This is a genomic window from Agromyces tropicus, assembly GCF_039531345.1.
Classification (GTDB): Bacteria; Actinomycetota; Actinomycetes; order Actinomycetales; family Microbacteriaceae; genus Agromyces; species Agromyces tropicus.
Genome location: NZ_BAAAPW010000002.1, coordinates 285,852 through 309,600 on the forward strand (window position 1 = coordinate 285,852; position 23,749 = coordinate 309,600).

A 23,749-nucleotide genomic window follows, 5' to 3' on the forward strand; every position below is an offset into this window, starting at 1 on the left:
TAGTCCCGAGGTCAGCGGCCGACGACGATCCGGTCGAGCCAGATCAGGTTGCCGCCCGTGTTCGGATCGAGCTGCACCGTGACGTCGGCACCGGCGGGCACGTCGGCGGAGAACGACACGGTCGCGTACTCGCCGAAGGGGAGCTTCGGCACGAGCCTCGGGTCGCCCACGCGCACGCCGTCGACGAGCACGCTGAACGTGGCATCCGAGTCCTCGAAGCCGTCCTTCAGCGAGTTCAGCCGCACGTCGATCCGGGCGCCGGGGCGCACCCCCTGGAACGTGACGCCGTAGGTGCCGGCACCGCCGTCGCCGAAGTTCATGACCATGACCTCGCGGCCGTTCGACGCGGTCGCCGCGGTCTGGGGCAGGCCCCCGAGTCCGCAGCAGTCGAGCCAGGTCGAGGCCTCGGCGTACTCGGCTTCGTAGACGCCCTTGCCCGCGGAGAAGTCCGGCGCCGCGAACTCCCGGACCCGGTCCGGGCCGGTCGTCCACACGGTGCCGTCGGAGAGCTCGGCCTTCACGCGAGCCAGGATCTCGGGGTCGGCCTGCAGCCGGGTGTCGCCCCAGTAGCCGGCGGAGCATGCGCCCGGGCCGGTGCACGACCAGACGCCCTGCGAGTCCCAGTCGGTGTTGATGTACGTGATCGAGCGGACGACGTCGCGATTCTCACGCACGAAGTCGAAGAGCGGCGCGAACCACTCGTCCCAGATCTCGTCCGTCGTGACGTCGGTCCGCTGCTCCCAGGGGGCCGGAGCGCCGACGGCGAAGATGCACGAGACCGTGTGCTCGCCGAGGTCGTAGCCCTGCGGCGCGGACTCGGCGACCATCACCGGCTTCGCGTGCGCGCGGGCGTAGTCGAGCAGGGAATCCTGCAGGGCGCGCGGGGCGACGACCTCGGTGTCAGGGTCGCCCGGCTCGCCGCGGTCGCACGACCAGGGGCGCCCGGGGTCGTCCGCGGACTCCGACGCGAAACGCGAGATGCCCATCCAGTCGACGACGTCGTCGCCGGGGTACCAGAGGTCCCAGTGCGCGTCGGCGTCGCCGGCGAGCACGGCGTCGGCCGCGCGGTACGCGTCGGCGCCGACGACGGCCTTCTCCGGGATCGCGGCACCCCAGGCGGCGCTCTGCCAGACCGTCGCGACGCGCGTCGCGTGCAGCGCGTCGATGCGGTCGGCGATGAAGCGGAAGGCGGCTCTGTACGCTTCGGGCTCGTAGTTGTTCCAGTGCCCGTCGAACTCGTAGCCGATCTTGAGGTAGACGTCGCGCCCGGTCGCGTCGGCGTACCGGATCAGCTCGTCGACCCAGGAGCGGTACCGCTCGACCGTGGCGGCGTCGACCGACGGGTCGCCCGCGATCGCGCGCAGCCCCAGGTTGCGGCCGTCGGTGCCGAGGTCCTGCGAGTAGTCGATGAGCTCGAGGCCGATCGTGAGGGCGCCGCCGTACTCGCTCAGCACCTCCTCGAAGTCGGTGCGGCCGACGCGGTAGTCGACCGGGCTCCACAGGCCGTTCAGCGGAGTGACCCCGTTGATGCTCGTGAACAGCGAGACCCCGCTCGGAATCGGGTGGTCGGCGTCGGCGTGCAGCACCGCGTCGTCGAAGTCGGCGAGGGTGCCGCCGTCCTGCCCGAGGATGAAGTCGACCTTGCCGAACTCGGGCAGGCCGACCGCGCCCGCGAGCGGATCCTGCCCCGGCGGGGGTCCGGGTGGCGCCGCGGCAGCCGGGGCGGCTGCCGTGAGACCGAGCGCGAGCGCGCCGAGCGCGGCCGTGGCGGCGATGGTCCTGAGCGTCATTGCTCCTCCTGTCATCTGGTCGCGGCGGGATCGCCGACGATCTCGGTGCCCGCGGGGTGCGGGCGGATGGCGGCGGTGCCGGCGCACGCGTCAGCCACGCGCCACCTCCGCGTGCGACATCCGCTCGTCGCCGACGCCGACGCGGTGCACGTCGCCGACGAGCTCGAGGCGCGCGGTGCTCGCCCGGTCGACGCACGACGCGCCCGTGAACAGCTCGACCGACCCCGGCTCGACGATGCGCGCGAGGTCGCGCCCCGAGAACGCCAGGCGCGTCGTGGGCACCCGGAACCGCACGGTCGCCGACTCCCCCGGCTCGAGGTGCACGCGCTGGAACGCGACGAGCTGGGCGACGGGCCGGGTCACCGAGGCGACCTCGTCGCGGGCGTAGAGCTGGACGACGTCCCCGCCCGCGCCACCGCCCGTGTTCGTCACGCGCACCGCGGCCTCGATCACCCCGTCGGTCGGCACCGATGTCGGCACCTCGACGAGGCGGCGCTCGAAGCTCGTGTACGAGAGGCCGTACCCGAACGGCAGCACCGGGGTGGTCGGCACGTTGCTGACCTCCGTCCCTGCGCCGAGGGTCGGGTGCAGGTACGAGTACGGCTGTGCGCCCGCCGATCGCGGCATGGTCACGGGCAGTCGGCCCGAGGGGGTGACCTCGCCCGTGAGCACCCGAGCGATCGCCGGCCCGCCCTCCTCGCCGGGGAAGAAGGACTGCACGACGGCCGCGCAGCGCTCGAGCGCCCAGTCGACCACGTAGGGGCGGCCCGTGAGCAGCACGAGCACCACGGGCGTGCCGGTCTCGAGCAGCGCCTCGACGAACGGTCGCTGCACGCCCGGCAGCCCGAGGTCGTCGCGGTCGCAGCCCTCGCCGACGGTGCCGCGGCCGAAGAGCCCGGCCTGGTCGCCCACGACCGCGATCGCGATGTCGGCGTCGCGCGCGGCGGCGACCGCGGCGTCGAAACCCGACCGGTCGTCGTCGTCGATCCCGCAGCCCCCCGCGAAGGCGACCTCCGCCCCGGCGAGCGCCCCGTCGGCCGACCGGGCCGCCGCCTCGAGCGCCTCGCGCACGGTCGGCGCCGCGATCCCCATGGGTACCTCGGGGTGGTGTCCCAGCACGTGGTTCGCGAACGAGTAGCACCCGAACAGCGCTTGCGCCCGGTCGGCGTTCGGGCCGACGACCGCCACGCGGCGGGGGCGGTGCAGCGGCAGCACGCCCTCGTTCGACAGCAGCACCACCGACTCCTCGGCCAGCCGTGCCGCGAGGTCGCGGTGCGCCGCGGGGTCGAGGTCGACCGACTCGGGCCCCGGGCCCTCGAACCGCTCGTCGAACAGTCCGAGCTCCTCCTTCTGCGTGAGCACTCGCAGCACGGCGCGGTCGACGAGCGCCTCGGGCACTTCGCCCGACCGCACGCGCTCGGCGAGCGGCGCCAGGTAGGCGTTGCCCGTCGGCAGCTCGACGTCGACACCGGCCTCGAGCGCCTGGCCCGCGGCGTCGCCGAGGTCGCGCGCGACCTGGTGCAGCGATTCGAGGAACGCGACGCCGAAGTAGTCGGCGACGACGGTCCCGTCGAAGCTCCAGCGCTCGCGGAGCAGCTCGGTGAGCAGCCCACGGTCGGATGCCGCCGGCACGCCGTCGATCTCGGCGTACGAGTGCATGACGGACTTCGCGCCCCCATCGAGCACGGCCATCTCGAACGGCACGAGCAGCACGTCGGCGATCTCGCGCGGCCCGGCGGAGACCGGCGCGAGGTTGCGCCCGGCCCGCGAGGCCGAGTACCCGACGAAATGCTTGAGCGTGGCGATGACGCCCTCCGACTGCAGCCCGCGCACGTACGCGGCGCCGATGGTGCCGACGACGTAGGGGTCCTCGGCGATGCACTCCTCCACGCGGCCCCAGCGCGGGTCGCGGATGACGTCGAGCACGGGCGCGAGACCCTGGTGCACGCCGAGACCCCGCATCGACTCGCCGATCGCGGCGCCCATGCGCTCGACCAGCTCCGGGTCCCACGCGGCACCCCAGGCGAGCGGCGCGGGGAACGTGGCAGCCTGCCACGCCGCGAGGCCGGTGAGGCACTCCTCGTGCGCGATCGCCGGGATGCCGAGCCGCGTCTCCTCGACGAGGTGGCGCTGGAACGCCCGCAGCCACTGCGCGCGCCCGGCGGGCTCCACGGGCCGCGTGCCGAACGCCCGGGTGACGTGCCCGAGGCCGTCGGCCGCGAAGCGCTCGAGCTCGCCGTCGGCCTCGCCCATCCGGTCCTGCATCGGCGCGACGACGGCGCCGCCCTCGTCGACCCAGAAGCCGACGAGCTGGGCGAGCTTCTCCTCGAGCGTCATGCGTTCGAGCAGGTCGTGCACGCGCTCGGACCAGCCGAGTGCGGCGGGCGCCGCCGCATCCGTCGTCGTCTCGTGCATGGCGGGGGGTCGAATCAGCGTCATGTCGCTCGTCTCGGTCGTGGGTGCGATCTGGTGGCCGGGAACGGTGGGCGTCATGACTTGAGCGCGCCCTCCATGATGCCGCCGACGATCTGGCGGCCGAGCAGCACGAAGATGAGCAGCAGCGGCACGGTGCCGAGCACGATGCCGGCCATCTGCACGCCGTAGTCGGTGACGTAGGCCTGCGACTGCAGCTGGCGCAGCGCGACCTGCACGGTGAACGCGCCGGGCGAGTTGAGCACGATGAGCGGCCAGAAGAAGTCGTTCCAGGCGGTCATGAAGGCGAAGAGCCCGAGCACGGATGCCGCGGGGCGGATCGAGGGCAGCGCGATGCTCCAGAACACGCGCAGGTTGCGGGCGCCGTCGATGCGCGCGGCGTCGACGAGCTCGTCGGGCAGCGAGTTGTCGATGGCCTGCCGCATCCAGAAGACGCCGAACGCGGTGACGAGGCCCGGGACGATCAGCGCCTTCAGGTCGTTCACCCAACCCAGTTCGTTGATGATCATGAACTGCGGCACGACCGCGAGCTGCAGCGGGACGGTCATGGTGCCGACCACGAGCACGAGCAGCGCCGTGCGGCCCGGGAAGTCGAGCTTCGCGAAGGCGAATCCGGCGAGCGCCGAGAGCAGCACCTGTCCGATCGCGATCGCGATCGAGACGATGAAGCTGTTCGCGAGGTTCTGCCAGAACGGAACGGCCTCGAACACCTGCGCGGCGTTGTCGAGGAACTGCGCGCCCGGCACGACGACGGGCGGCACGCGGTTCACGGCCGATGAGTCGTTCGACGCGACGACGAACATCCAGTACAGCGGGAAGAGCGAGAAGAACGCGGTGACGCCGAGCACGACGTAGGTGAACCAGCCCACGCGACCGTGGGCGCGGCGCCGACGTCGGCGGGCTGCCGGGGCGGACCGTGGGGCGCGGGGCGGGGCGGCGGGCGCGGACTCGTCCACGTCGGCGGTCGGGAGGTCGATGGTGCGTGACATGGCCTACTTCTCCGATGCGATCCGGCTCGACAGCGCGAGGTTGATGATCGTGAGGACGACGATGATGAGGAACAGGGCCCACGCGATCGCCGACGCGTAGCCGAACTCGAGGTTGCGGAATCCCTGTTCGTAGAGGAAGAGCGCGAGCGTCTGGAACTGGCGGGACTGCCCGCCCGTGACGCCGGCCTGGCCGCCGAACACGAGGGGCTCGGCGAAGACCTGGAGGCCCCCGATGGTCGAGACGATGACGGTGAAGATGATGGTCGGGCGCACCTGCGGGATGGTGATCGTGAGGAACTTGCGGATGGGGCCGGCGCCGTCGATCTCCGCGCTCTCGTACAGCGCGCGAGGGATGGACTGCATCGCCGCGAGGTAGATCAGCGTGTTGTAGCCCGTCCAGCGCCACATGACCATGGTCGAGACGGCGAACTGGCTGGAGAACGAGCCGGCGACCCAGTCGATCCGCTGGCCGCCGAAGAACTCGATGACCGTGTTGATCATGCCGTAGTCGCGACCGAAGAGCTGGGTGAAGATGATGCCGACCGCGAGCACCGACGTGATGTTCGGTACGAGCACCGCCATGCGGAAGCCGGTGCGGAACCGCAGGAGCGCCTGGTTGAGCACCGCGGCGAGCACGAGCGCGATCGCGAGCTGCGGCACGGTCGAGAGCACCCAGATGACCACGGTGTTCCACGCGGCGTTCCAGAACCGCGGGTCGGCGACGAGGTCGACGTAGTTGTCGAACCCGATGAAGGCCTGCTCGCCGATGGGGTTCCAGTCGAAGAGCGAGATGAACGCGGTGTACGCGAGGGGGAAGGCGCCGAACGCCCCGAAGACGAGGAAGAAGGGCGCGATGTAGAGATAGGGCGTCAGCGATCGGCGACGGCCGCGCGGGCCGCGGGCCCGGAGGGCCGATGATTCCGCGACGAGGGCTGGGGTGGCCACGATGCCTCCTGTGAGCGAGGGGGCCGGCGCGACGCTGGCCGCGCCGGCCCCGGGGATGGTGCTACTCGACCTCGAGCGCCACGGCGTCGAGCGTCGACTGCCAGGCCTCGGCGGGCGTCTCGTCGCCGGACTCGACCCGGTCGATGCCCAGGCCGAACTCGCGCAGGATGGCGCGCTCCTTCGGGCCCTCGTAGACCGGCTCGAGCGCTTGCACGCTCTCGGTGTAGATCAGGCCGACCGGCGCATCGGAGAAGAACGGGCTCGTGAACCCGGTGAGGGCCGGGTCCTCGTACAGCTCGGGCGTCGACGGGAAGTTGCCGAACTCCGTGAAGACCTCGAGCTGGTTCTCGGGGCTCAGGATGGTCGACAGCATGTCGTACGCGAGCGCGGGGTTGGCCGCCTCCTTGGGGACGGTCATCTGCGAGCCGCCCCAGTTGCCGCCGCCCTCGGGCAGCGTCACGACGTTCCACAGGCCCGCGGTGTCGGGCGCCTGGCCCTGGATGTAGTTCAGCATCCAGGCCGGGGCGAGCTGCACGGCGTAGTCGCCGTTGGCCATTCCGGTGTTCCACTCGGGGCTGAAGGCCGCGAGGTTCGCCGAGATGGGCGCGGCGCTCGTGGCGAGGTCCCAGGCCTTCTGCACCTGCGGGTTGCTCTCGTAGATCAGCTCGCTGCCGTCGGCGGAGTAGAACTTCTCGTCGCCCTGGTTGTAGACGGTCTGGAAGAACACGCCGGCGTCGTCGAGGAAGGGCTCGCCGGTCGTCTCGGTGTACTGCTCGCCGACGGCGACGAACTCCTCCCAGCTGGACCAGAGGCCTTCGACGCCGTCACTGTCGCTCGGCAGGCCCGCTGCCTCGAAGAGGTCGGTGCGATAGGCGAGGGCCATGCCGCCCACGTCGGTCGGCAGGCCGATGACGGTGCCGTCGTCGGCGACGCCCTGCGCCCAGCGCCAGTCGAGGAAGTCGCCTTCGATGTCCTCGGCGCCGTACTCGCGGAGATCGGTGAAGTACTTCGCGCTCGGCTTGAACAGCGAGCTGTACGCGGTCTCGACGAGGGCGACGTCCGGCACGGCACCGGAGGCGAGCGCCGTCAGCAGCTGCTCGTGGTGCGGGTCGAACTCGCTCGTCTTGATCTCGATCGTGTTGCCCGTCTCCTCGGCCCAGGCCTCCATGGAGTCCTCGAGCCCGGTGGCGCCGAACGTCCAGACGCTGATGGTCTGTCCGGTGGGCAGTTCGCCGCTGGACGCCGCGTCGTCGGCGGGCGCCGAGCAGGCGGTGAACAGTCCGATCGTCGCGAGGGCGGCCAGGCCGCCGACGAGTCGTCGTGATCTCATCTGTCTCTCCCTCGAGCAGGTGTGCTGTGTGTGATGGTCGGCCCCGCGCGATCGAGAAAGCTGAACGATACTTTCGCGGTTCATCGACGTCAGGTACGCTAACCCCGTGGGCAGTGGTGCTCAATGGAAAATGGCAATCCGAGACACAACCTGCACGAAACTTTCTCTACTCGGGAGGTCCGAATGGGCGTGACGATCGCCGAGATCGCCGAACTTGCCGAGGTCTCGGTGCCGACCGTGTCGAAGGTGCTGAACGGGCGCCCGGGCGTCTCGGCCGAGACGCGGGAACGCGTGGCCGGGCTGCTCTCCACGCACGGCTATACGCGGCGCGGCGGCGCGCGGCAGCGGGTCGGCCTGGTCGACTTCGTCATCGCCGACCTCAGCACCACCTGGGCCCACCAGCTCATCGTCGGCGCCGAGCTCGAGGCGGCGCGCGCCGGCGTGAGCCTCGTGGTGACGTCGACCCACGGCCGCCGTGCGGGCAACCGGCACTGGATCCGTCAGCTCGCCGCACGCCGCTCCGACGGGATCGTGCTCGTCGTCTCCGAGCTCCACCCGGGCGCCGAGGACGAGCTGCGGCGGCTCGACACGCCACTGGTGCTCGTCGACTCCGACGGCGGGACGGATTCGCACGCGCCGACGGTCGCCGCGACCAACTGGGCCGGCGGACTGTCGGCGACCGAGCACCTCGTCTCGCTCGGACACCGCCGGATCGGCATCATCACCGGGCCGGAGTCGCTCGCGTGCTCGCGCGACCGGCTCGACGGCTACCGCGCGGCGCTATCGCGCGCCGGCATCCCGTTCGATCCGGAGCTCGTCGGCTACGGCGACTTCCGACGAGCCGGCGGGCTCGAGGGCGGGCGCCGGCTGCTCGCGCTCGAGGACCGGCCGACGGCGATCTTCGCCGGGTCGGACCACCAGGCCCACGGCGTGTACCTCGCTGCCGCCGAGGCCGGGCTGCGTATCCCGGACGACCTCTCGGTCGTCGGCTTCGACGACGTCGACCTGTGCGAGTGGATCTCGCCGAACCTCACGACCGTGCGCCAGCCGCTGGCCGACATGGCGCGGGAGGCGACCCGGCTGGTCCTCGCGCTGGGCGAAGCGGATGCCGATCCGCCCGCACCACGCGTCGAGCTCTCGACCCGGCTGGTCGTGCGGGAGTCGACGGCGCCGCCGCGACCCTGATCCGGGGCGCGGCGGCGCGGACGATGCGGGCGCGGGTCAGCGCGTGGCCGACCGGAGCAGGCGGTCGAACGCCCGGTCGCTCAGCAGACGGCGCGCCGTGATGAGCGGCTTGGCCATGCGGCCCGCCGCGTACCGCGTGCGGGGACGCTTGGCCGCGACGGCCTTCGCGACCGTGTCGGAGATCACCGTCGGCGCGGAGCCGCCCGAGCCGCCCTCGCTGTAGGTGCGCTCCGAGTTCTCGACGACGCTCCGGGCGAGGTCCGCGTAGGCGCCGTGGCCGCTGCGCTCCATGATCGGCGCGGCCATGATGCCCGACCACTCGCTCTCGATGATGCCCGGCTGCACGATGACCACGTCGATGCCGAACGGCGCGACCTCGTAGCGGAGTGCGTCCGACCATGCCTCGAGGGCGTGCTTCGTGGCGTGGTAGTAGGCGCCGAGCGGAGTGTAGATCTCGCCGCCCATCGAGGAGATGTTCACGATGCGGCCGGACTCCTGGGCGCGCATGTGCGGGAGCACGAGCTGGGTGAGGCGCGCGACGCCGAAGAAGTTGACCTCGAACTGGTAGCGGACGTCGTCCATCGACGTGTCCTCGACGGCGCCGTAGAGCCCGAAGCCCGCATTGTTCACGAGCACGTCGATGCGGCCGGTCTCGGCGATGACGCGGTCGACGGCGGCGACCACCTGGTCGTCGACGGTCACGTCCATGCCGATCACGCGCACGCCGGACTCCTCCAGGTCGCGCATGCGCTCGACGCGGCGCGCGGCGCCGTACACCGTGTACCCGTCGGCGGCGAGCCGGAGCGCGATCTCGCGGCCCATGCCCGACGAGGCGCCGGTGACGAGAGCGGTCTTGACCATGATGGATCCTCCATGTAAGTAAATGTTTGCTTACTCAACATAGACGGATGTCCGCTACGATGTCAACAAGTACTTACTTACTTCGCAGCGACACCGGCGACCGGCCCCGGCGGGCAGGGCCGCCGCGAGAGGGGGACCGTGGCCAGGGACGCCGCACAGACCCGCCGCCGGATCCTCGCCGCGGCGCTCACCGAGTTCGCCGACGGCGGCTTCGCCGGCGCGCGCATCGCGGGCATCTCCGACGCCGCGGGCGCCAACCAGCGCATGATCTACGCCTACTTCGGCAACAAGGAGGGGCTGTTCGACGCCGTCGCCGACGACGTCATCGAACGCGTGCACGTCGAGGTCCCCTTCGACCCCGACGACCTCGCCGGGTACGCCGTGGCGCTCTTCGACTACGCGCTCGCGCACCCCGAGGTCATGCGTTTCCAGGCCCGGCGCACGCTCGAGGCGCCCGAGCCGACCGCGCGCGAGCGCGAACTCTACGCGGAGAAGCTCGACGCGATCCGCGCCGCGCAGTCCGCCGGCCGGCTCCCCTCCGACCGCTCTCCCGTCGAACTCCTCGTGCAGGTCTACGGCGCCGTGGCGGCGTGGCTCCAGGCGCCGGCCGGCCTCCGACCCGGTCTCGCGGGCGTCGACCTCCGTGCCAACGTCCACCGCGACGTCGCCGCCATGGTCCGCACGGACGCACTGGAGGGGTCCGCGTGATGAGCGACGCCACGCCTCGCCCGGGGACCCGCCGCATCCTGGCGACACGCCACGCGCTCGTCCGCATGACCGGCCGTTCCGCCACCGAGTCGCACCGGGTGGCCACCCCGCTCGAGCTGTTCTACGACCTCACGATCGTGGTCGCGTTCAGCTTCGCCGGTGAGGAGTTCGCCCACCAGCTCGCCGAGGGGCACCTCGCGCAGGGTCTCGTGGCGTTCGTGTTCGCGATGTTCGCCGTGGTCTGGGCGTGGATGTCGTACACCCGGTTCGCCACCGCGTACGACACCGACGACTGGTTCGTTCGCCTCGCCGTCCTCGTGCAGATGGTGGGAGTCGTCGTGCTCGCCCTCGGCATCCCGACGATGTTCGAGGGAATGGCCGAATGGCACGTCGAGACCGGGACGATGGTGCTCGGCTACGTCATCATGCGCATCCCGCTCGTCGCGCTGTGGGCGCGAGCGGCGGCGCAGGACCCGGAGCACCGCCGCACCTCCGTCAGCATGGCCGTCGGCATCGCGATCACCCAGGTCGCGTGGGTCGTCCTCGTGCTCGCCGACCCGCCGATCGGGATCTGGTTCGCGATCGGCTTCGTGCTCTTCCTCGCGGAGGTCGGCCTGCCGACGATCGCGCAGCGCGCGCGAGGCTGGCTGCCGTGGCATCCGCACCACCTGGCGGAGCGCTACGGGCTGCTCGCGATCATCGCATTCGGCGAGGTCATCCTGGGCACGACGATCGCGGTGCGCGCGCTCGTCGAGGAGCAGGGCGTGACGGTCGACGCCATCACTCTCGGGTTCGCCGGCGTCGCGCTCACCTTCGGGCTCTGGTGGACGTACTTCATGCTGCCGACCGGCGAGCTGCTCGAGGCGTTCCCGCGGCGCGCGACCGCGTACACCGCCGGCCAGATGGTCGTCTACCCGGCGATCGCCGCGGTGGGGGCCGGCCTGCACGTGGTCGCCCTCGCATTCGAGCACCACGTCGAGATCCCCGAGGTCGCCGTCATGGCGACCATCGCGGTGCCGCTGCTCGTCGTGCTCCTCGCCGCGTACGGGCTGTACGGGGTGGTGCTCGGCCGCGAGGGCGCCGATCCGCTGCACATCCTGCTGCGGTCGCTGAGCGTGCTCGTCGTCGCGGTCAGCCTGGTCATGGCGTGGGCGGGCGCCTCCCTGGTCGCCTGCCTGCTCGTGATCATGTTCACGCCGTGGGTGTCGGTCGTGACGTACGAGGCCGTGGGTCACCGCCACGTGCAGGAGTCGCTCGACCGCGTGCTCGCGCGCCGCTGACCTACGTCGGCGGCGCTCCCGCGGCGTCACCGGCGGCGCGCAGCGCCGCGAGCCGGCGCTCACGCATCGCGAGCCAGAGCGGGAACGTGAAGGCGAACGCCGTCACCGCCGAGCCGACGAGGTACAGCCACGCGAACCGCATCCCGAGCCGACGCGACTCGACGACGATGAGGATACTCCCGGCCACGGCCACCACGAGCAGGTCGGTCGTGATCGACGACACCGCCGGTCCGCTGGAGAGGAGGTCGCCGAGGAAGTCCCGCCGCTCGGCGATGGCGATCGCGTTGTACGTCCACGTGCCGACGAGGCCCGCGATCGAGACGATGAGGTAGACGACGGCGAGCGGGGTCCAGTGCGTGCGCATGCCGCCAGTGTGCCGTCGGTCGGCCGACGCCGCCGGGCACGGCGCGCGTCAGTACTCGGGGATCGCCTCCACGGCGCGCTGCGCCGCCAGCCGGCCGAGCTCCCGCTGCAGGTCGTCGCCGACGCCCGCCATGCGCTCGGACCTGGCCCCGGCGTAGTCCGGCTCCTCGTCGTACCGCGGCCAGCGCCGGTCGAGCTCGTGCTCGATCGCGGTGCCGAGCTCCTGCCAGGCGGCCTCCCGCGACCGCTCCACGAACTCCGCGACGTAGGCGTCGTCGGATCGCTTCGTCCACAGCTCCTTCGCCACCGACGCGTACACCTTCTCGCGCCGCCGGAGGTTCAACAGGTCGCTGCGGTGGTAGTCGTGCTGGTGCTGCGACCGGCCGTCGCGCTTGCCGGCGACCTCGCGCTCCTCCGCGACGTGCTCGGCCGCCTCGTCGGCCTCCTGCACGAGCTCGTAGAGCACGGCGCGCGCCTGCTCGGCGGCGCGCTCGTCGGAGAAGGGCTCGTCGGTGCGGAGCGCGTCGACGATGAGGCGGTTCTTCAGCGCCATCCGCCCCGCCGACTCGGCCATGAGCATGCCCTCCTCGAGCATCTCGGCGAAGCTCACCTCACGGGCCTCGGGGAGCCGCGACCGGTCGAACGGCGCCAGCTTCAGCCGGGCGCGGCGGCGCTCCCAGGGCCACCGGAATCCCCCCATCCGCACCTCCTCGCGTCGACCTTCCGAGGGTATCCGGATCGGGTGAACGGATGCCGCGAGCGCGCGCCGCGGCAACGCGCGAGCGGCCGTCGCCTCAGCCCTTGACGGCGCCGCCCAGCCCTGCGCCCCGCAGGAACAGCCGCTGGAAGAGCAGGAACAGCACCACCGGGATCAGGGTCGAGATCGCGAGCGCGGCGAGGAACACGTCGAGTTCGGTCTGCGACTGCACCGCGGGCAGGCGCACCGAGAGCGGCTGCACGGCGGGGTCGGGCAGCACGAGCAGCGGCCAGAGGAAGTCCTTCCACGCGGCGATCACGGCGAACACCGACACGACCCCGAGGATCGGCTTCGACATGGGCAGCACGATCGACCAGAACACCCGGAACGGCCCGGCACCGTCCGTCTTCGCCGCCTCGAACACCTCGCGGGGCAGGCCGTCGAAGAAGCGCTTGACCAGCAGGATGTTGAACGCGTTGGCGGCGGCCGGCAGCCAGACCGCCCAATAGGTGTTCAGCAGCGACGTGCCGATCACGGGCGGGTTCAGGATCGTCAGGTACAGCGGCACCAGCAGGACGACCGCCGGGATGAACAGCGTCGCGAGCACGAGCGCGTTGAGGATCGGCGCGTACCTCGGCCGCAGCACCGAGAGCGCGTAGCCCGCGGTCGTGGCGATGAGCAGCTGGAAGAACCACGAGCCGGCGGCGACCCAGATCGTGTTGAGGAAGTACTGGTCGATGTGGATGTCGTTCCATGCCGTCGAGAGGTTCTCCCAGTCGATGCCGTTCGGCCAGAGCGCGAACGGGGTCGACAGGGTGTCCTGCGTCGGCGTGACGGCGGCCTTGGCGAGCCAGAGCAGGGGTCCGAGCCCGGCGACGACGAGCCCCGCGAAGAGGAACACGTGGACGCCCGTCATCGATGCGCGCACGCTCCGGCGGCGGCGGTCGAAGACCGACATCACGCCGCGGTCGCCGAGGTCGTCGAGCGAGTCGCGCTCGCGCCGCCTCAGGCCGAGCAGCCGGGGCCGCGGTGCGGCGCCGTGGGGGCGGTCGAGCAGGGGTTCCGCAGGTGCGCCGGTCAATTCGTGCTCCAACGTTCGGTCAGCTTGAAGTACGCCCAGCTGAGCAGCGCGAGGAAGATCGCGAGCATGAGGCTCAGCGCGGTCGCCTCGCCGTAGGCGCCGCCGAGGCTGTTCTGGAAGGCGTAGCGGTAGATCAGCAACAGGATGGTCAGCGTCGCGTTGTTCGGTCCGCCGCCCGTGAACAGGAACGGCTCGAGGAACACCTGGCTCGTCGCGATGACCTGCAGGATCAGCATGATGAAGAGCACGCCGCGCAGCTGCGGGAGCGTGACGTGCCAGATCTTCCGCCAGATCCCGGCGCCGTCGACCTCGGCCGCGTCGTACAGCTCGGGCGGCACCGAGATGAGCGCCGCGAGGTAGATGATGATGGCGCCGCCCGCGGCCGCCCACGTCGCCTCGAGCACGAGGGACGGCATGACGGTCGCCGACGACTGCAGCCACGGCTGGGGCGGAATCCCGACCCAGCCGAGGATCGTGTTGAAGACGCCGTCGGGGCTCGCGTTGTAGAACACCTTCCAGAGCAGCACCGCCACGACGGGCGGCACCACGACCGGGAGGTAGGCCAGGGCGCTGTACAGCCCCTTGCCGCGGCGGACCTCGCTCATGAGCACGGCGAGCAGGATCGGCAGGGGGAACCCGAACAGCAGCGCGAGCACTGCGAAGTAGAGCGTGTTCAGCACGGCGGTGCCGAGGTTCGGGTCGGCGAGCACGCGGGCGAAGTTGTCCAGGCCCACCCACACCGGCGGGGCGACGAGGTTCGTCTTCTGGAAGCTCATGACGATCGCCCGGACGATCGGGCCCCAGCTGAAGACCGCGAAGACGATGAGCATCGGCGCGACGAAGGCGAGGTTCGACAGCCCGCCGCCGCGCAGCCAGCTCATCGGCGTCCGCCGACGGCGTCGCCGCTCGGCCACGGTCGGCGGGGTCGGCGGCCGGTCGTCGGCCGCCTCGGCGACCTCCGGGTCGGTCGTCATCGTCATCGGTGCTCCTGGTCGCGCTGGTCGGGTGGAGGAGGGGGTGGATGCCGCGGCCGCGCGGGGAGGTCGCGGCCGCGGCATCCGTGCGGGGACTACTGGTCGAGCAGCGCCTGCGCGTCGGCGTCCACCTGGGCCAGGAGGGCGTCGATGTCGGCGTTCTCGTCCGTGAGCACGGCCTGGACGAGGTTGTCCATGAGCGCGTAGATCGGCTGAGTCTGGCCCTTGAACTCGCCGATCGGGGTCTGCTCGAAGATGCCCTCGGTGAAGCCGGCCATCTGGTCGAGCGGCACGTTCACGTACGGCTCGATCCAGGTGAGCGACTCCTCGTAGGTGGCCTGGTCGAGCACCGGCAGCACCGGGGTGCCGACGGCCTGGCCCGCGTCCGAGAGCGCCTTCGCGTCGGCGACGGCGGCGTCCTCGTCGAGGAGCTTCTGCATGTAGTACCAGTCGATCCACTTGACGGCTGCGGCCTTCGTCGCGTCGTCGAGGTTCGGCGGCATCACCGCGATGTCGCCGCCGCCGAGCACGCCGCCGCCGTTCTCCGTCGGGATGACGGTGAGGCCGTAGTCGTCGGGCTGCAGGCCGAAGTCGCGGACGAGCGCGGTGTAGACGTCGGAGCCCGACGTGTACATGCCGACGTTGCCGGCGGCGAACTCCTGGTTGATGCTCCCCCAGTCGAGGTCGAAGGTCGACCCCATCGAGTCGTCCTCCCAGCGCAGGTCGTGCAGGAACTGCAGCGTCGCCTTCGTGGCGTCGTTGTCGATCGTCGACGTGTAGGTGCCGTCGCCGTCGTCGGTCTGCAGCGACGCCCCGCGCGAGTCCGCCTGGGTCGAGAGCTGCCAGCCGCCGGTGTTGCCGGTCGCCATGGTCGCGTACCCGGCCTTGCCGGTCTGCTCCGAGATCTGCTTCGCGGCCGCGCGCACCTCGTCCCACGTCGTCGGCGGGGAGTCGGGGTCGAGGCCGGCCTCCTCGAAGAGGGCCCGGTTGTAGTGCAGGCCGTTCGCGTAGGCCTGCCGCGGGAAGCCGTACACGCGGCCGTCCGAGTCGGTCACCTCGTCGAGGATGATCGGGTTGAACTTGTCGGCGTAGCCGAGCTCGTCGATCTCGTCGGTCACGTCCATGAGCTGGCCGTTCTGGAGCAGTGTCTTCGAGTCGGTGAAGGGCACCGTGAAGACGTCGGGGAGGCTGCCGCCGGCGATCTGCGCCGCGAAGGTCGGCGCGGTCCACTCGTACTCGACGCCGACGATGTCGATGTCGGGGTTCGCCTCCTCGAACTGCGACTCCTGCTCGGCGAACGCGTCGTACGCGGCCTGGTCGGCGCCGGGCGGGAACGTCGCGACGCGCAGCTCGAGCCTGCCGTCCTCGGAGCCGGAGCCGGAGGTGCATCCGGCGAGGGCGCCCGCGACCGCGAGGGCGGTGATCCCCGCGATCGCGATCCTGCGTGATGACTTCATTGTCGTGGTCCTTTCGGTGCTGTGTTCAGGTGGTGGTGCGGAGGTGGGTGCGTTCCGCGGTGGACCGCGGCCTCTCCGTCCCGGTCCGCACGCGGAGCCAGGCCGTCGAGTCGGGTGCGAGCAGGCCGTTCGCGAGCGGGGCGCTCGCGAGCAGGATCCGCTCGTGGTCGGGGAGCTCGGACGGCGTGCCGCCGAGGTTCGTCACGGAGACGAGGTCGTCGCCGCGCCGGAACGCGAGCACGTCGTCGCCGAGGTCGAGCCACTCCATGGGCCCGTCCCCGAATCCGGCCTCGCGACGCCGGATGCGCAGCGCGTCGCGGTAGAGCCGGAGCATGGAGCCCGCGTCGGCCTCCTGCGCCCGCACCGACAGCTCGGCCCATTCGGCCGGCTGCGGCAGCCAGGGTGCGGCGCTCGCGCCGTCGGGGCTGAAGCCGTAGGAGGCGCTCGTCCCGCGCCAGGGCAGCGGCACGCGGCATCCGTCGCGACCCGGGTCGACGCCGCCGGAGCGGAAGTGCATCGGGTCCTCGAGCACCTCGCGGGGCAGGTCGACCTCGGGCAGGCCGAGCTCGTCGCCCTGGTAGAGGTAGAGCGAGCCGGGCAGGGCGGCCGTGAGCAGTGCGGCGGCACGGGCGCGCCGCCGGCCGAGCACGACGTCGGTCGGGGTGCCGAACCGCTTCTTGGCGAAGGCGAAACTCGAGTCGTCGCGGCCGTACCGGGTCACCGGCCGGGTCACGTCGTGGTTCGAGAGCACCCAGGTGCTGGGCGCACCCACCGGGGCGTGGGCGTCGAGCATGAGGTCGATCGACGCCCGCAGCTCGGCGGCGTCCCACGGGCGCGCCATGAAGTCGAAGTTGAACGCGGTGTGCATCTCGTCGGGGCGGAGGTACGCCGCGAAACGGGAGGCATCCGGCACCCACACCTCGCCGACGAGCACGCGCGTGCCCTCGTACGAGTCGGCCACGCGACGCCAGGAGCGGTAGACCTCGTGCACCTCGTCGCGGTCCTCGGTGGGGTGGCCGCCGGGCGGCACCACGTCGGGGACCTCGGGGAGGTCGGGGTCCTTGATGAGCAGCCCGGCCGAGTCGATGCGCACGCCCGCGACGCCGCGGTCGAACCAGAAGCGCAGGATGTCCTCGTGCTCGGCGCGCACGTCGGGGTGGTTCCAGTTGAGGTCGGGCTGCTCGGGCGTGAACAGGTGGAGGTACCACTCCCCCGGCGTGCCGTCGGGGTTCACGGTGCGCGTCCACGTGTCGCCCTGGAAGTTCGAGGTCCACTTCGTCGGCATCTCGTCGCCGTCCGGCCCGCCGCCGGGGTGGAACCAGAAGCGCTCGCGCTCGGGGCTGCCGGGACCGGCGGCGAGCGCCGCCCGGAACCAGGGGTGGTCGCTCGAGACGTGGTTCGGGACGACGTCGATGATCGTGCGGATGCCGCGGTCGAGCGCCGCGCTGATGAGCTCCTCGGCGTCGGCGAGCGTGCCGAAGGCGGGGTGGATGTCGCGGTAGTCGGCGACGTCGTAGCCGCCGTCGGCGAGCGGGCTCGGGTACCAGGGGTTGAACCAGAGCGCGTCGACGCCGAGCTCCTGCAGGTAGTCGAGGTGCCCGATCACGCCGCGCAGGTCGCCCGTCCCGTCGCCGTCCGAGTCCGCGAAGCTGCGCACGTAGACCTGGTAGATCACGGCGCTGCGCCACCAGAGCGGGTCGGCCGTGAGCGCCGCGGGGGTCGTCGCGGGCGCGGCCTCGGGGGCGGCGGCGGCCTCGGTGAGGGGCGTGGTCACGGCGCTCGGGCTCCTGTCGTCGGCGGGCGGCGCGCCGCGTCGGGAGGACCACGGCGTCGATGCCCGTCAACGTAATGAGAGCAACAGGATGATGCAACTTTTCAACATCTGAACAAAAGTTTGCGACGACTTGCGGGCGATTGCGGCAGTCGCTTGCGGAATGACGACGTCACGGCACGCGGGTGCGACGGAGGCCCATGGCGGGCCTCGCGGGCGGCACGGCGGCGGTCGGGCGGCGGCGGTCGGGCGGCGCCCGTCAGGCGGCGCGACGCACCGGACCGGTCGAGGCGCGCACCACGAGCTCGGGCGCGAAGAACACCTCGTCGCCCGACGTCGACTCGCTCGACATCTGGCGCATCAGCAGCTCGATGATCATCTTGCCCATCGACTCGATCGGCTGCCGCACGGTCGTCAGCGGCGGCTCGGTGCAGTTCATGAGCGCCGAGTCGTCGTAGCCGATCACCGACACGTCCTCGGGCACGCGCAGCCCCGCGCGCCGCACGGCGCGCACCGCGCCGAGCGCCATCGGGTCGCTCGCGCAGACGATTCCGGTGACGCCGGCGTCGAGCAGCTTGGCGGCGGCGGTCTGCCCCGACTCCAGGGAGTACAGGGAGTGCACGACGTGCTCGTCGGGCAGCGCGACGCCGTGGCGCTCGGCCATCGCGAGCGCCGCGGCGTGCTTGCGCTGCGAGGGGACGTGGTCCCGCGGCCCCAGCAGGATGCCGATGCGCTCGTGGCCGAGCTGCAGGAGGTGGCCGAAGGCCTGCTCCATCGACGTGACGTCGTCGCAGGAGACGGTCGAGAAGCCGAGGCCGGCGACGGGCGCGCTCACGAGCACGGTGGGCAGCTTGAGCTCGCGGAGGCGCTCGTAGTGCTCGTGGTTCGCGTCGGCCTGGGTGTACGCGCCGCCCGTGAAGATCACGCCCGACACCTGCTGGTGCAGCAGCAGCTCGACGTAGTCCGACTCCGAGACGCCGCCGGCGGTCTGGATGCAGAGCACGGGCGTGAAGCCGTTCTGGGCGAGTCCGCCGCCGATCACCTCGGCGAGCGCGGGGAAGATCGGGTTCTGCAGCTCGGGCATCATGAGGCCCACGAGCCGTGCGCGTTCGCCGCGCAGCTTGGTCGGCCGCTCGTAGCCGAGCACGTCGAGCGCCGTGAGGACCGCGTCGCGCGTCGACGCGGAGACGCCGGGCTTGCCGTTGAGCACGCGACTGACCGTCGCCTCGCTCACGCCGACCTTCCGCGCGACGTCCGCAAGCCTCCTCGACACGGCGGCAATGCTACGCGAACGAGCGCAAGAACTCGACAGCGTCGGCCGAGTCGTGTCGCGGCGCCGCTACCCCTCGGGATCGAACCCGGGCGTGCGGCCGTCCCGGCCGACGTACTTGACCACGAGGCTGCAGTCGAGGTCGCCGTACCCCTCGTCGATGAGCTGCGCGAACCGGTCCATGGCGAGCCGCCCGCCCGCGAGGTCGAGCCCCGCCTCCTCGCCCGCGGCGAGCGCGTACGACAGGTCCTTCTCGGCGAGCCGCGTCGTGAAGGTCGCCGCGAAGTTGCGGTTCGCCGGACTCGTCTCGACCACGCCCGGAACGGGGTACCAGGTCCGCAGCGGCCACGAGTCGCCCGACGAGACGGTCGCGAGGTCGTGGAAGACCTGCGGGTCGAGCCCGAGCGCATCCGCGAGCCGCGCCCCCTCCGACGAGGCCTGCAGCGTGATGAAGAGCATGAGGTTGTTGGCGAGCTTCGCGGCGATCCCCATGGTCGGCCCGCCGACCGTGAACACGTGGCCGGCCATCGGCCCGACCAGCCGCGCGGCGTCGCCCGTCGCGGCCTCCTCGCCGCCGAGCATGAAGGTCAGCGTCCCGGCCTGCGCGCCCGCGATGCCGCCCGAGACCGGGGCGTCGACGAAGCGGATGCCGCGCGCCTCCGCCGCATCGTGGCACGCGCGCGACGTGGCCACGTCCACGGTCGAGGTGTCGAGCACGAGCGCGTCGCGCCGCACCACGTCGAACAGGCCCACCCGGCCGGCCTCCCCGCCGATGAGCACGTCGCGCGAGTGCTCGGAGCGCGGCAGCGACGTGAACACGGCATCGGCGTCGCGGGCCGCCGTCGCGGCATCCGCGACGACGTGGACGCCCGTCGCGGCGGCGTACTCGGCCATGCCCGCGTCGACGTCGAACCCGACGACCTCGTGCCCCGCCTCGACGAGGTGCGCGGCCATCGGCCCGCCCATGTGTCCGAGTCCGACCCACCCGATCACGGCCATCCGCGCCCTCCTCGACGTCGTGCGCGGCCACGGTGCCGCACGTGACCCACGCTACGACGACGGCGGGTCCGGCGCACGGGTCCCTCGTCCCGCGCCGACCCGACGTGCTGGGCGACTCGCCCCCGCGCCTGTCGCCCGGTGACGGCCCCCTGGGGTTGGCTGTTGCGCAGGGGTGCACGATGACGAAGCCATTCGGAAGCCTGACGGACGACGAGGTGCAGCATGCGGGGCGCGTGGAGCTGCGCCGGGTCGTGGTCACCGACGACGTCGAGAGCTGGGACCTGCTGCTGTACGCGCTCGGGGGCATCGAGCCGATCGCGGTCGACGCGTTCAGCCTCGACGAGTTGAACCGCATGAACCCGCCGTCGTCGCGCGACCTCGCCGACGGCGTCGCGAAGGTCGTGCTCGGATGCCACGGCCTGCGCCGCACGGAACCGTGGACCATGTCGCGCGACGCGGCGAGCTGGTCGGCGCGCGTGGCGCCCGTCCCGGCCGCGGCCTCGGCGGAGGAGGACGCCGGACGCCCCGGCGCGTCGGCCGGCTGACCCGAGGTCGTCCCGAGGCGCGCCCGCGGGCACGCCTCAGCCGTCGAGCTGCTCCCGGAACGTCGCCGGCACGCGGCCCGGTCCCGCCCGGCGCCCGGCGGCCACGCTCGCCTCGGCGGCCACGAAGCCGTCCGGCCGCACGAGGTAGAGCCGGTCCGAGCGCAACCGCGCCGCCGGCGGGAACACGTGGTGCTCGATCCCGAGCGATCCGGCCACGCGCGCGACGAGGTCGGCCGGCGCGCCGTACCCGTGCACCTGCCACCGGAACGAGCGGAGCGCATCGAAGTTCGACGGGTCGCCCGGCACGTACGGCAGCCGCTTGCCGACGACGTCGTCGCGCACCTGCGACCGCGAGGGGCGGATCGGCGACATCCGGTAGCGGATGCGGATCTGCGAGATCAGGCCGAACACCCGCTCGCCGCCGAGCACGCGCGGCAGGAGCGGCACGACCACCCGGCCGGCCGTCGGAATGATCCGACCGCGGATCGTGTGCGCGAGATCCGACTCCGACGTCACGTTCGAGAACAGGCGGTCGGTCGTCGAGACCAGCTTCAGCGCGACCGGTCGCCGCTCCGCCTCGTACCGGTCGAGGCGCCTGGGCGGCATGCCGTCGGCGAGCACGTCGCCGAGCGCGTTCGCGAGGTCGTGCGCGTCCAGCAGGCCCGTGTTCATGCCCTGCCCGCCGACGGGCGAGTGGATGTGCGCGGCGTCCCCGATGAGGAAGCACCGGCCGTTCCGGAACCGGGCGGCCACGCGGTGGTGCAGCCGGTAGGTCGCGAACCACGTCGACGACCGGTAGCCGACCGTGAAGCCCCGCGCCAGGCGACGGCGGAGCAGGTCCTCCGAGAGCTCGTCGGCCCCCTCGAGCTCGGTGTCGCGGACCACGCCGAGGATGCGATGGTGCCCCTCGCCGCCCATGGGGAAGGTGAGCAGCAGGTCGTCGGGGGCGAAGCGCACGTTGACCCAGCCCTCGACGAGGCCGGTCGCGCCGACCGCGTCGGCGACGAAGAACGTGTGCTGGTTCGTGACGCCTTCGAACGGGATCGCGTTGATCTCGCGCACCAGCGAGTGCGCACCGTCGGCCCCGATCACGTGCCGCGCCTCGACCACCACCCGGCCGTCGGGGCCCTCGAGCGTCGCCCCGACGGACGACGTCTGCGATGCGAGCCCGACGAGGCGGTGCCGCCACCACACCTCGCGACCGGCCTCGGCGAGCGCGTCGACGAGCAACTCCTCGTTGCGGCTCTGCTCGAAGATCGTCAGGTCGGGGAACGGCGTCAGGCCCTCGCCGAAGCGGCGCAACGGGATGCGGCCGAGCTCCTGGTGCCGGAACCCCAGCACGGCGCCGCGCGCCTCCGCCCGGCCGGCGAGGACGCGGTCGGCGAGCCCGAGCTGGTCGTAGATCTCCATCGACCTCGCCTGCACGAGGAGCGCGCGGGACTCGTGCGTCGGTCCCTCCTTGGCATCGACGATGATCGCGTCGACGCCGCGGCGCGCCAGGACGACCGCGGCCATGAGCCCGCTCGGTCCGGCGCCCACGACGAGCACGTCGGTGCGGACGATCTCGGGTTCCCCCATGCCTCCACCCTGTCACCGGCCGAGCCGTGACGGAATGCGTCGACGCCGCGCGCCGCGACTGGCATGCTGGTCCGATCCCGGGCGAGGGCGCCCCGGACTCCCCCTCCCCGCCTCCGAGGAGCGCTCGCATGCCCCACCCCGTCGTCATCGTCCCCGGCATCTTCGGATCCGGCCCGACCCACTGGCAGACCCGCTGGGAACAGGCGCTGCCGGACGCGCGCCGCTTCGCGCCGTCGTCGTGGGACGAGCCCGACGTCGACGACTGGGTGGCCGCGATCGACCGCGCGATCGCCGACGCCCCGACCCCGCCGATGGTGGTCGCGCACAGCCTCGGCTGCCTCGCGGTGGCGGAGTGGGCGGTGCGCACGGATGCCGCGGCGGCACGGGTCGCCGGCGTCTTCCTCGTCGCCCCGCCGGACCCCGACGCGCCCGCCTACCCCGCCGGGGCGGCGGCCTTCGCGATCGCGGACGGACCGCTCGGCGTCCCGGCCGTGGTGCTCGCCTCATCGGACGACCCGTACGCGGCGCCGTCGCGGATCGCGTCGTTCGCGGCGCGCTGGGGCGCGGGCCTGGTCGAGCTCGGCGAGCGCGGCCACGTCAACGCCGACAGCGGCCTCGGCGAGTGGCCGGAGGGGCTGCGACTGCTCGAGGACTTCACGCTCACGGCGCGCCGAGCCGGAGGTCCTCCGGCCGGGTGAGCTCCCGCGGCTCCCCGGCGGCGAGGGCCGGCGGCATCCGGTCGGCCGCGACGAGCGCGGGCATCTCGAGCCCGGTGGCGGCCGCGACCTCGGCGACGGCGACCTGGAACGTGCGGAACGGACCCAGGTCCGGCACGGTGACCGCGCCGGCCGCGACGCGCTCGCGCTCGCGCTCGTCGAGGCGGACGAGCGGTGACTGGTCGAGCAGGAACCCGGCGGTCGCGAGCTCGTCGCCGGAACGCCAGGCGACGACCTTCACGAACCGCAGCGGCACGAGGATGCCGCGGTACGGCGGGTCGTCGGGCGCCAGGACGGGCCCCGTGAACACGCTGAGGCGCTGCGCGTGGACGCGTGCGAACGCCAGCACGTGGTCCTCGAGCCCGTTCCAGAGCTCGAGCGACTGGTTGAAGCCCGCCTGCTGCGGCGCGGCGTTCGGATATCGGAAGGTGTCGTCGTTGGCTCGACGCGCGACCTCGGGCGCACCCCAGACGGGGTCGCGACGGCGCACGAGGTGGCCGCGATCGAAGTCGTTCCGCGCGTAGACCTCGGGCCCGGCCTGCCATGCCTCGGGGATGCGGTCGTCGAAGCGCCAGTCGTCGGCGCGCGGCACGTCGACGAGCGCCGAGCCGTCGACGTTCACGCCCGTGATGCGGGCGAAGCGGCGCCGGGTGTCGAGGACCACGGCGAAGTGCAGGGAGTCGAGCACGATGCACGACGCGGCATCCGCCCCGGTGACCAGGGGCATGGGAGCCTCGGGGCCGAGGAACCGCGGGTCGAATCCCATACCGACAGCAC

At 72.2% G+C, this 23,749-nt stretch carries 21 protein-coding genes; 5 read left to right on the plus strand and 16 right to left on the minus strand.

Features of this window, described 5'->3' with window-relative positions:
• Nucleotides 1-11: 11 nt before the first annotated feature.
• The 5 genes from ABD230_RS07075 to ABD230_RS07095 form a co-directional block, all read right to left on the minus strand.
• Entirely contained in the window at nt 12-1,790 is a 1,779-nt protein-coding gene (locus tag ABD230_RS07075; protein WP_344370919.1) for a glycoside hydrolase family 26 protein, read from the minus strand.
• A gap of 90 nt (nt 1,791-1,880) precedes the next feature.
• Nucleotides 1,881-4,229 (minus strand): beta-xylosidase/alpha-l-arabinosidase, encoded by a 2,349-nt coding sequence (locus ABD230_RS07080; protein ID WP_425546197.1) that lies wholly within the window; start codon nt 4,227-4,229, stop codon nt 1,881-1,883.
• Between the two features lie 50 nt (nt 4,230-4,279).
• Nucleotides 4,280-5,212 carry a carbohydrate ABC transporter permease gene (locus tag ABD230_RS07085; protein ID WP_344370922.1) on the minus strand — a complete coding sequence of 311 codons (933 nt, stop codon included), beginning with the start codon at nt 5,210-5,212 and terminating at the stop codon, nt 4,280-4,282.
• 3 nt (nt 5,213-5,215) lie between these two features.
• Nucleotides 5,216-6,157 carry a carbohydrate ABC transporter permease gene (locus ABD230_RS07090; protein WP_344370926.1) on the minus strand — a complete coding sequence of 314 codons (942 nt, stop codon included), beginning with the start codon at nt 6,155-6,157 and terminating at the stop codon, nt 5,216-5,218.
• Nucleotides 6,158-6,218: 61 nt separating this feature from the next.
• Entirely contained in the window at nt 6,219-7,487 is a 1,269-nt protein-coding gene (locus ABD230_RS07095) for an ABC transporter substrate-binding protein (RefSeq protein WP_344370927.1), read from the minus strand.
• A gap of 183 nt (nt 7,488-7,670) precedes the next feature.
• Here ABD230_RS07095 and ABD230_RS07100 point away from each other — a divergent pair, with 183 nt between their 5' ends.
• Nucleotides 7,671-8,672 (plus strand): LacI family DNA-binding transcriptional regulator, encoded by a 1,002-nt coding sequence (locus ABD230_RS07100; protein WP_344370928.1) that lies wholly within the window; start codon nt 7,671-7,673, stop codon nt 8,670-8,672.
• A gap of 36 nt (nt 8,673-8,708) precedes the next feature.
• Here the strand turns inward: ABD230_RS07100 and ABD230_RS07105 are convergent, their stop codons facing one another.
• Entirely contained in the window at nt 8,709-9,533 is an 825-nt protein-coding gene (locus tag ABD230_RS07105; RefSeq protein WP_344370929.1) for an oxidoreductase, read from the minus strand.
• A 138-nt stretch (nt 9,534-9,671) separates the two neighbouring features.
• Here ABD230_RS07105 and ABD230_RS07110 point away from each other — a divergent pair, with 138 nt between their 5' ends.
• Nucleotides 9,672-10,241: a TetR/AcrR family transcriptional regulator gene (locus ABD230_RS07110; RefSeq protein ID WP_344370932.1), complete on the plus strand. Its 570-nt coding sequence runs from the start codon at nt 9,672-9,674 to the stop codon at nt 10,239-10,241.
• Entirely contained in the window at nt 10,241-11,521 is a 1,281-nt protein-coding gene (locus ABD230_RS07115) for a low temperature requirement protein A (RefSeq protein ID WP_344370934.1), read from the plus strand. The genes ABD230_RS07110 and ABD230_RS07115 overlap by 1 nt, the downstream gene beginning before the upstream one ends.
• A gap of 1 nt (nt 11,522) precedes the next feature.
• Here ABD230_RS07115 and ABD230_RS07120 read toward each other — a convergent pair whose 3' ends face one another.
• The 8 genes from ABD230_RS07120 to ABD230_RS07155 form a co-directional block, all read right to left on the minus strand.
• Nucleotides 11,523-11,885 (minus strand): DUF2834 domain-containing protein, encoded by a 363-nt coding sequence (locus ABD230_RS07120; RefSeq protein ID WP_344370936.1) that lies wholly within the window; start codon nt 11,883-11,885, stop codon nt 11,523-11,525.
• Between the two features lie 48 nt (nt 11,886-11,933).
• Nucleotides 11,934-12,584: a hypothetical protein gene (locus ABD230_RS07125; protein WP_344370938.1), complete on the minus strand. Its 651-nt coding sequence runs from the start codon at nt 12,582-12,584 to the stop codon at nt 11,934-11,936.
• A 94-nt stretch (nt 12,585-12,678) separates the two neighbouring features.
• On the minus strand, nt 12,679-13,539 hold the full coding sequence (locus tag ABD230_RS07130) for a carbohydrate ABC transporter permease (protein WP_344373250.1): 861 nt from the start codon (nt 13,537-13,539) through the stop codon (nt 12,679-12,681).
• Between the two features lie 119 nt (nt 13,540-13,658).
• Nucleotides 13,659-14,642 carry a carbohydrate ABC transporter permease gene (locus ABD230_RS07135; RefSeq protein WP_344370943.1) on the minus strand — a complete coding sequence of 328 codons (984 nt, stop codon included), beginning with the start codon at nt 14,640-14,642 and terminating at the stop codon, nt 13,659-13,661.
• Between the two features lie 89 nt (nt 14,643-14,731).
• Nucleotides 14,732-16,093: an ABC transporter substrate-binding protein gene (locus ABD230_RS07140; RefSeq protein WP_344370950.1), complete on the minus strand. Its 1,362-nt coding sequence runs from the start codon at nt 16,091-16,093 to the stop codon at nt 14,732-14,734.
• 25 nt (nt 16,094-16,118) lie between these two features.
• Nucleotides 16,119-17,867 (minus strand): glycoside hydrolase family 13 protein, encoded by a 1,749-nt coding sequence (locus ABD230_RS07145; protein ID WP_425546198.1) that lies wholly within the window; start codon nt 17,865-17,867, stop codon nt 16,119-16,121.
• Nucleotides 17,868-18,123: 256 nt separating this feature from the next.
• Nucleotides 18,124-19,137: a LacI family DNA-binding transcriptional regulator gene (locus ABD230_RS07150; protein ID WP_344370953.1), complete on the minus strand. Its 1,014-nt coding sequence runs from the start codon at nt 19,135-19,137 to the stop codon at nt 18,124-18,126.
• A gap of 66 nt (nt 19,138-19,203) precedes the next feature.
• A complete protein-coding gene (locus ABD230_RS07155) occupies nt 19,204-20,133 on the minus strand; it encodes an NAD(P)-dependent oxidoreductase (protein WP_344370956.1) in 930 nt (309 codons plus the stop codon).
• A 179-nt stretch (nt 20,134-20,312) separates the two neighbouring features.
• Here ABD230_RS07155 and ABD230_RS07160 point away from each other — a divergent pair, with 179 nt between their 5' ends.
• Nucleotides 20,313-20,678: a hypothetical protein gene (locus ABD230_RS07160; protein ID WP_344370958.1), complete on the plus strand. Its 366-nt coding sequence runs from the start codon at nt 20,313-20,315 to the stop codon at nt 20,676-20,678.
• A gap of 36 nt (nt 20,679-20,714) precedes the next feature.
• Here ABD230_RS07160 and ABD230_RS07165 read toward each other — a convergent pair whose 3' ends face one another.
• Entirely contained in the window at nt 20,715-22,256 is a 1,542-nt protein-coding gene (locus ABD230_RS07165; protein ID WP_344370960.1) for an FAD-dependent monooxygenase, read from the minus strand.
• Between the two features lie 128 nt (nt 22,257-22,384).
• Between ABD230_RS07165 and ABD230_RS07170 the strand changes: the two genes are divergently transcribed.
• Entirely contained in the window at nt 22,385-22,954 is a 570-nt protein-coding gene (locus ABD230_RS07170; protein ID WP_344370963.1) for an RBBP9/YdeN family alpha/beta hydrolase, read from the plus strand.
• Here ABD230_RS07170 and ABD230_RS07175 read toward each other — a convergent pair.
• On the minus strand, nt 22,917-23,738 hold the full coding sequence (locus ABD230_RS07175) for a DNA/RNA non-specific endonuclease (RefSeq protein WP_344370965.1): 822 nt from the start codon (nt 23,736-23,738) through the stop codon (nt 22,917-22,919). The two genes, ABD230_RS07170 and ABD230_RS07175, sit on opposite strands and share 38 nt — an antisense overlap.
• Between the last annotated feature and the right edge of the window lie 11 nt (nt 23,739-23,749).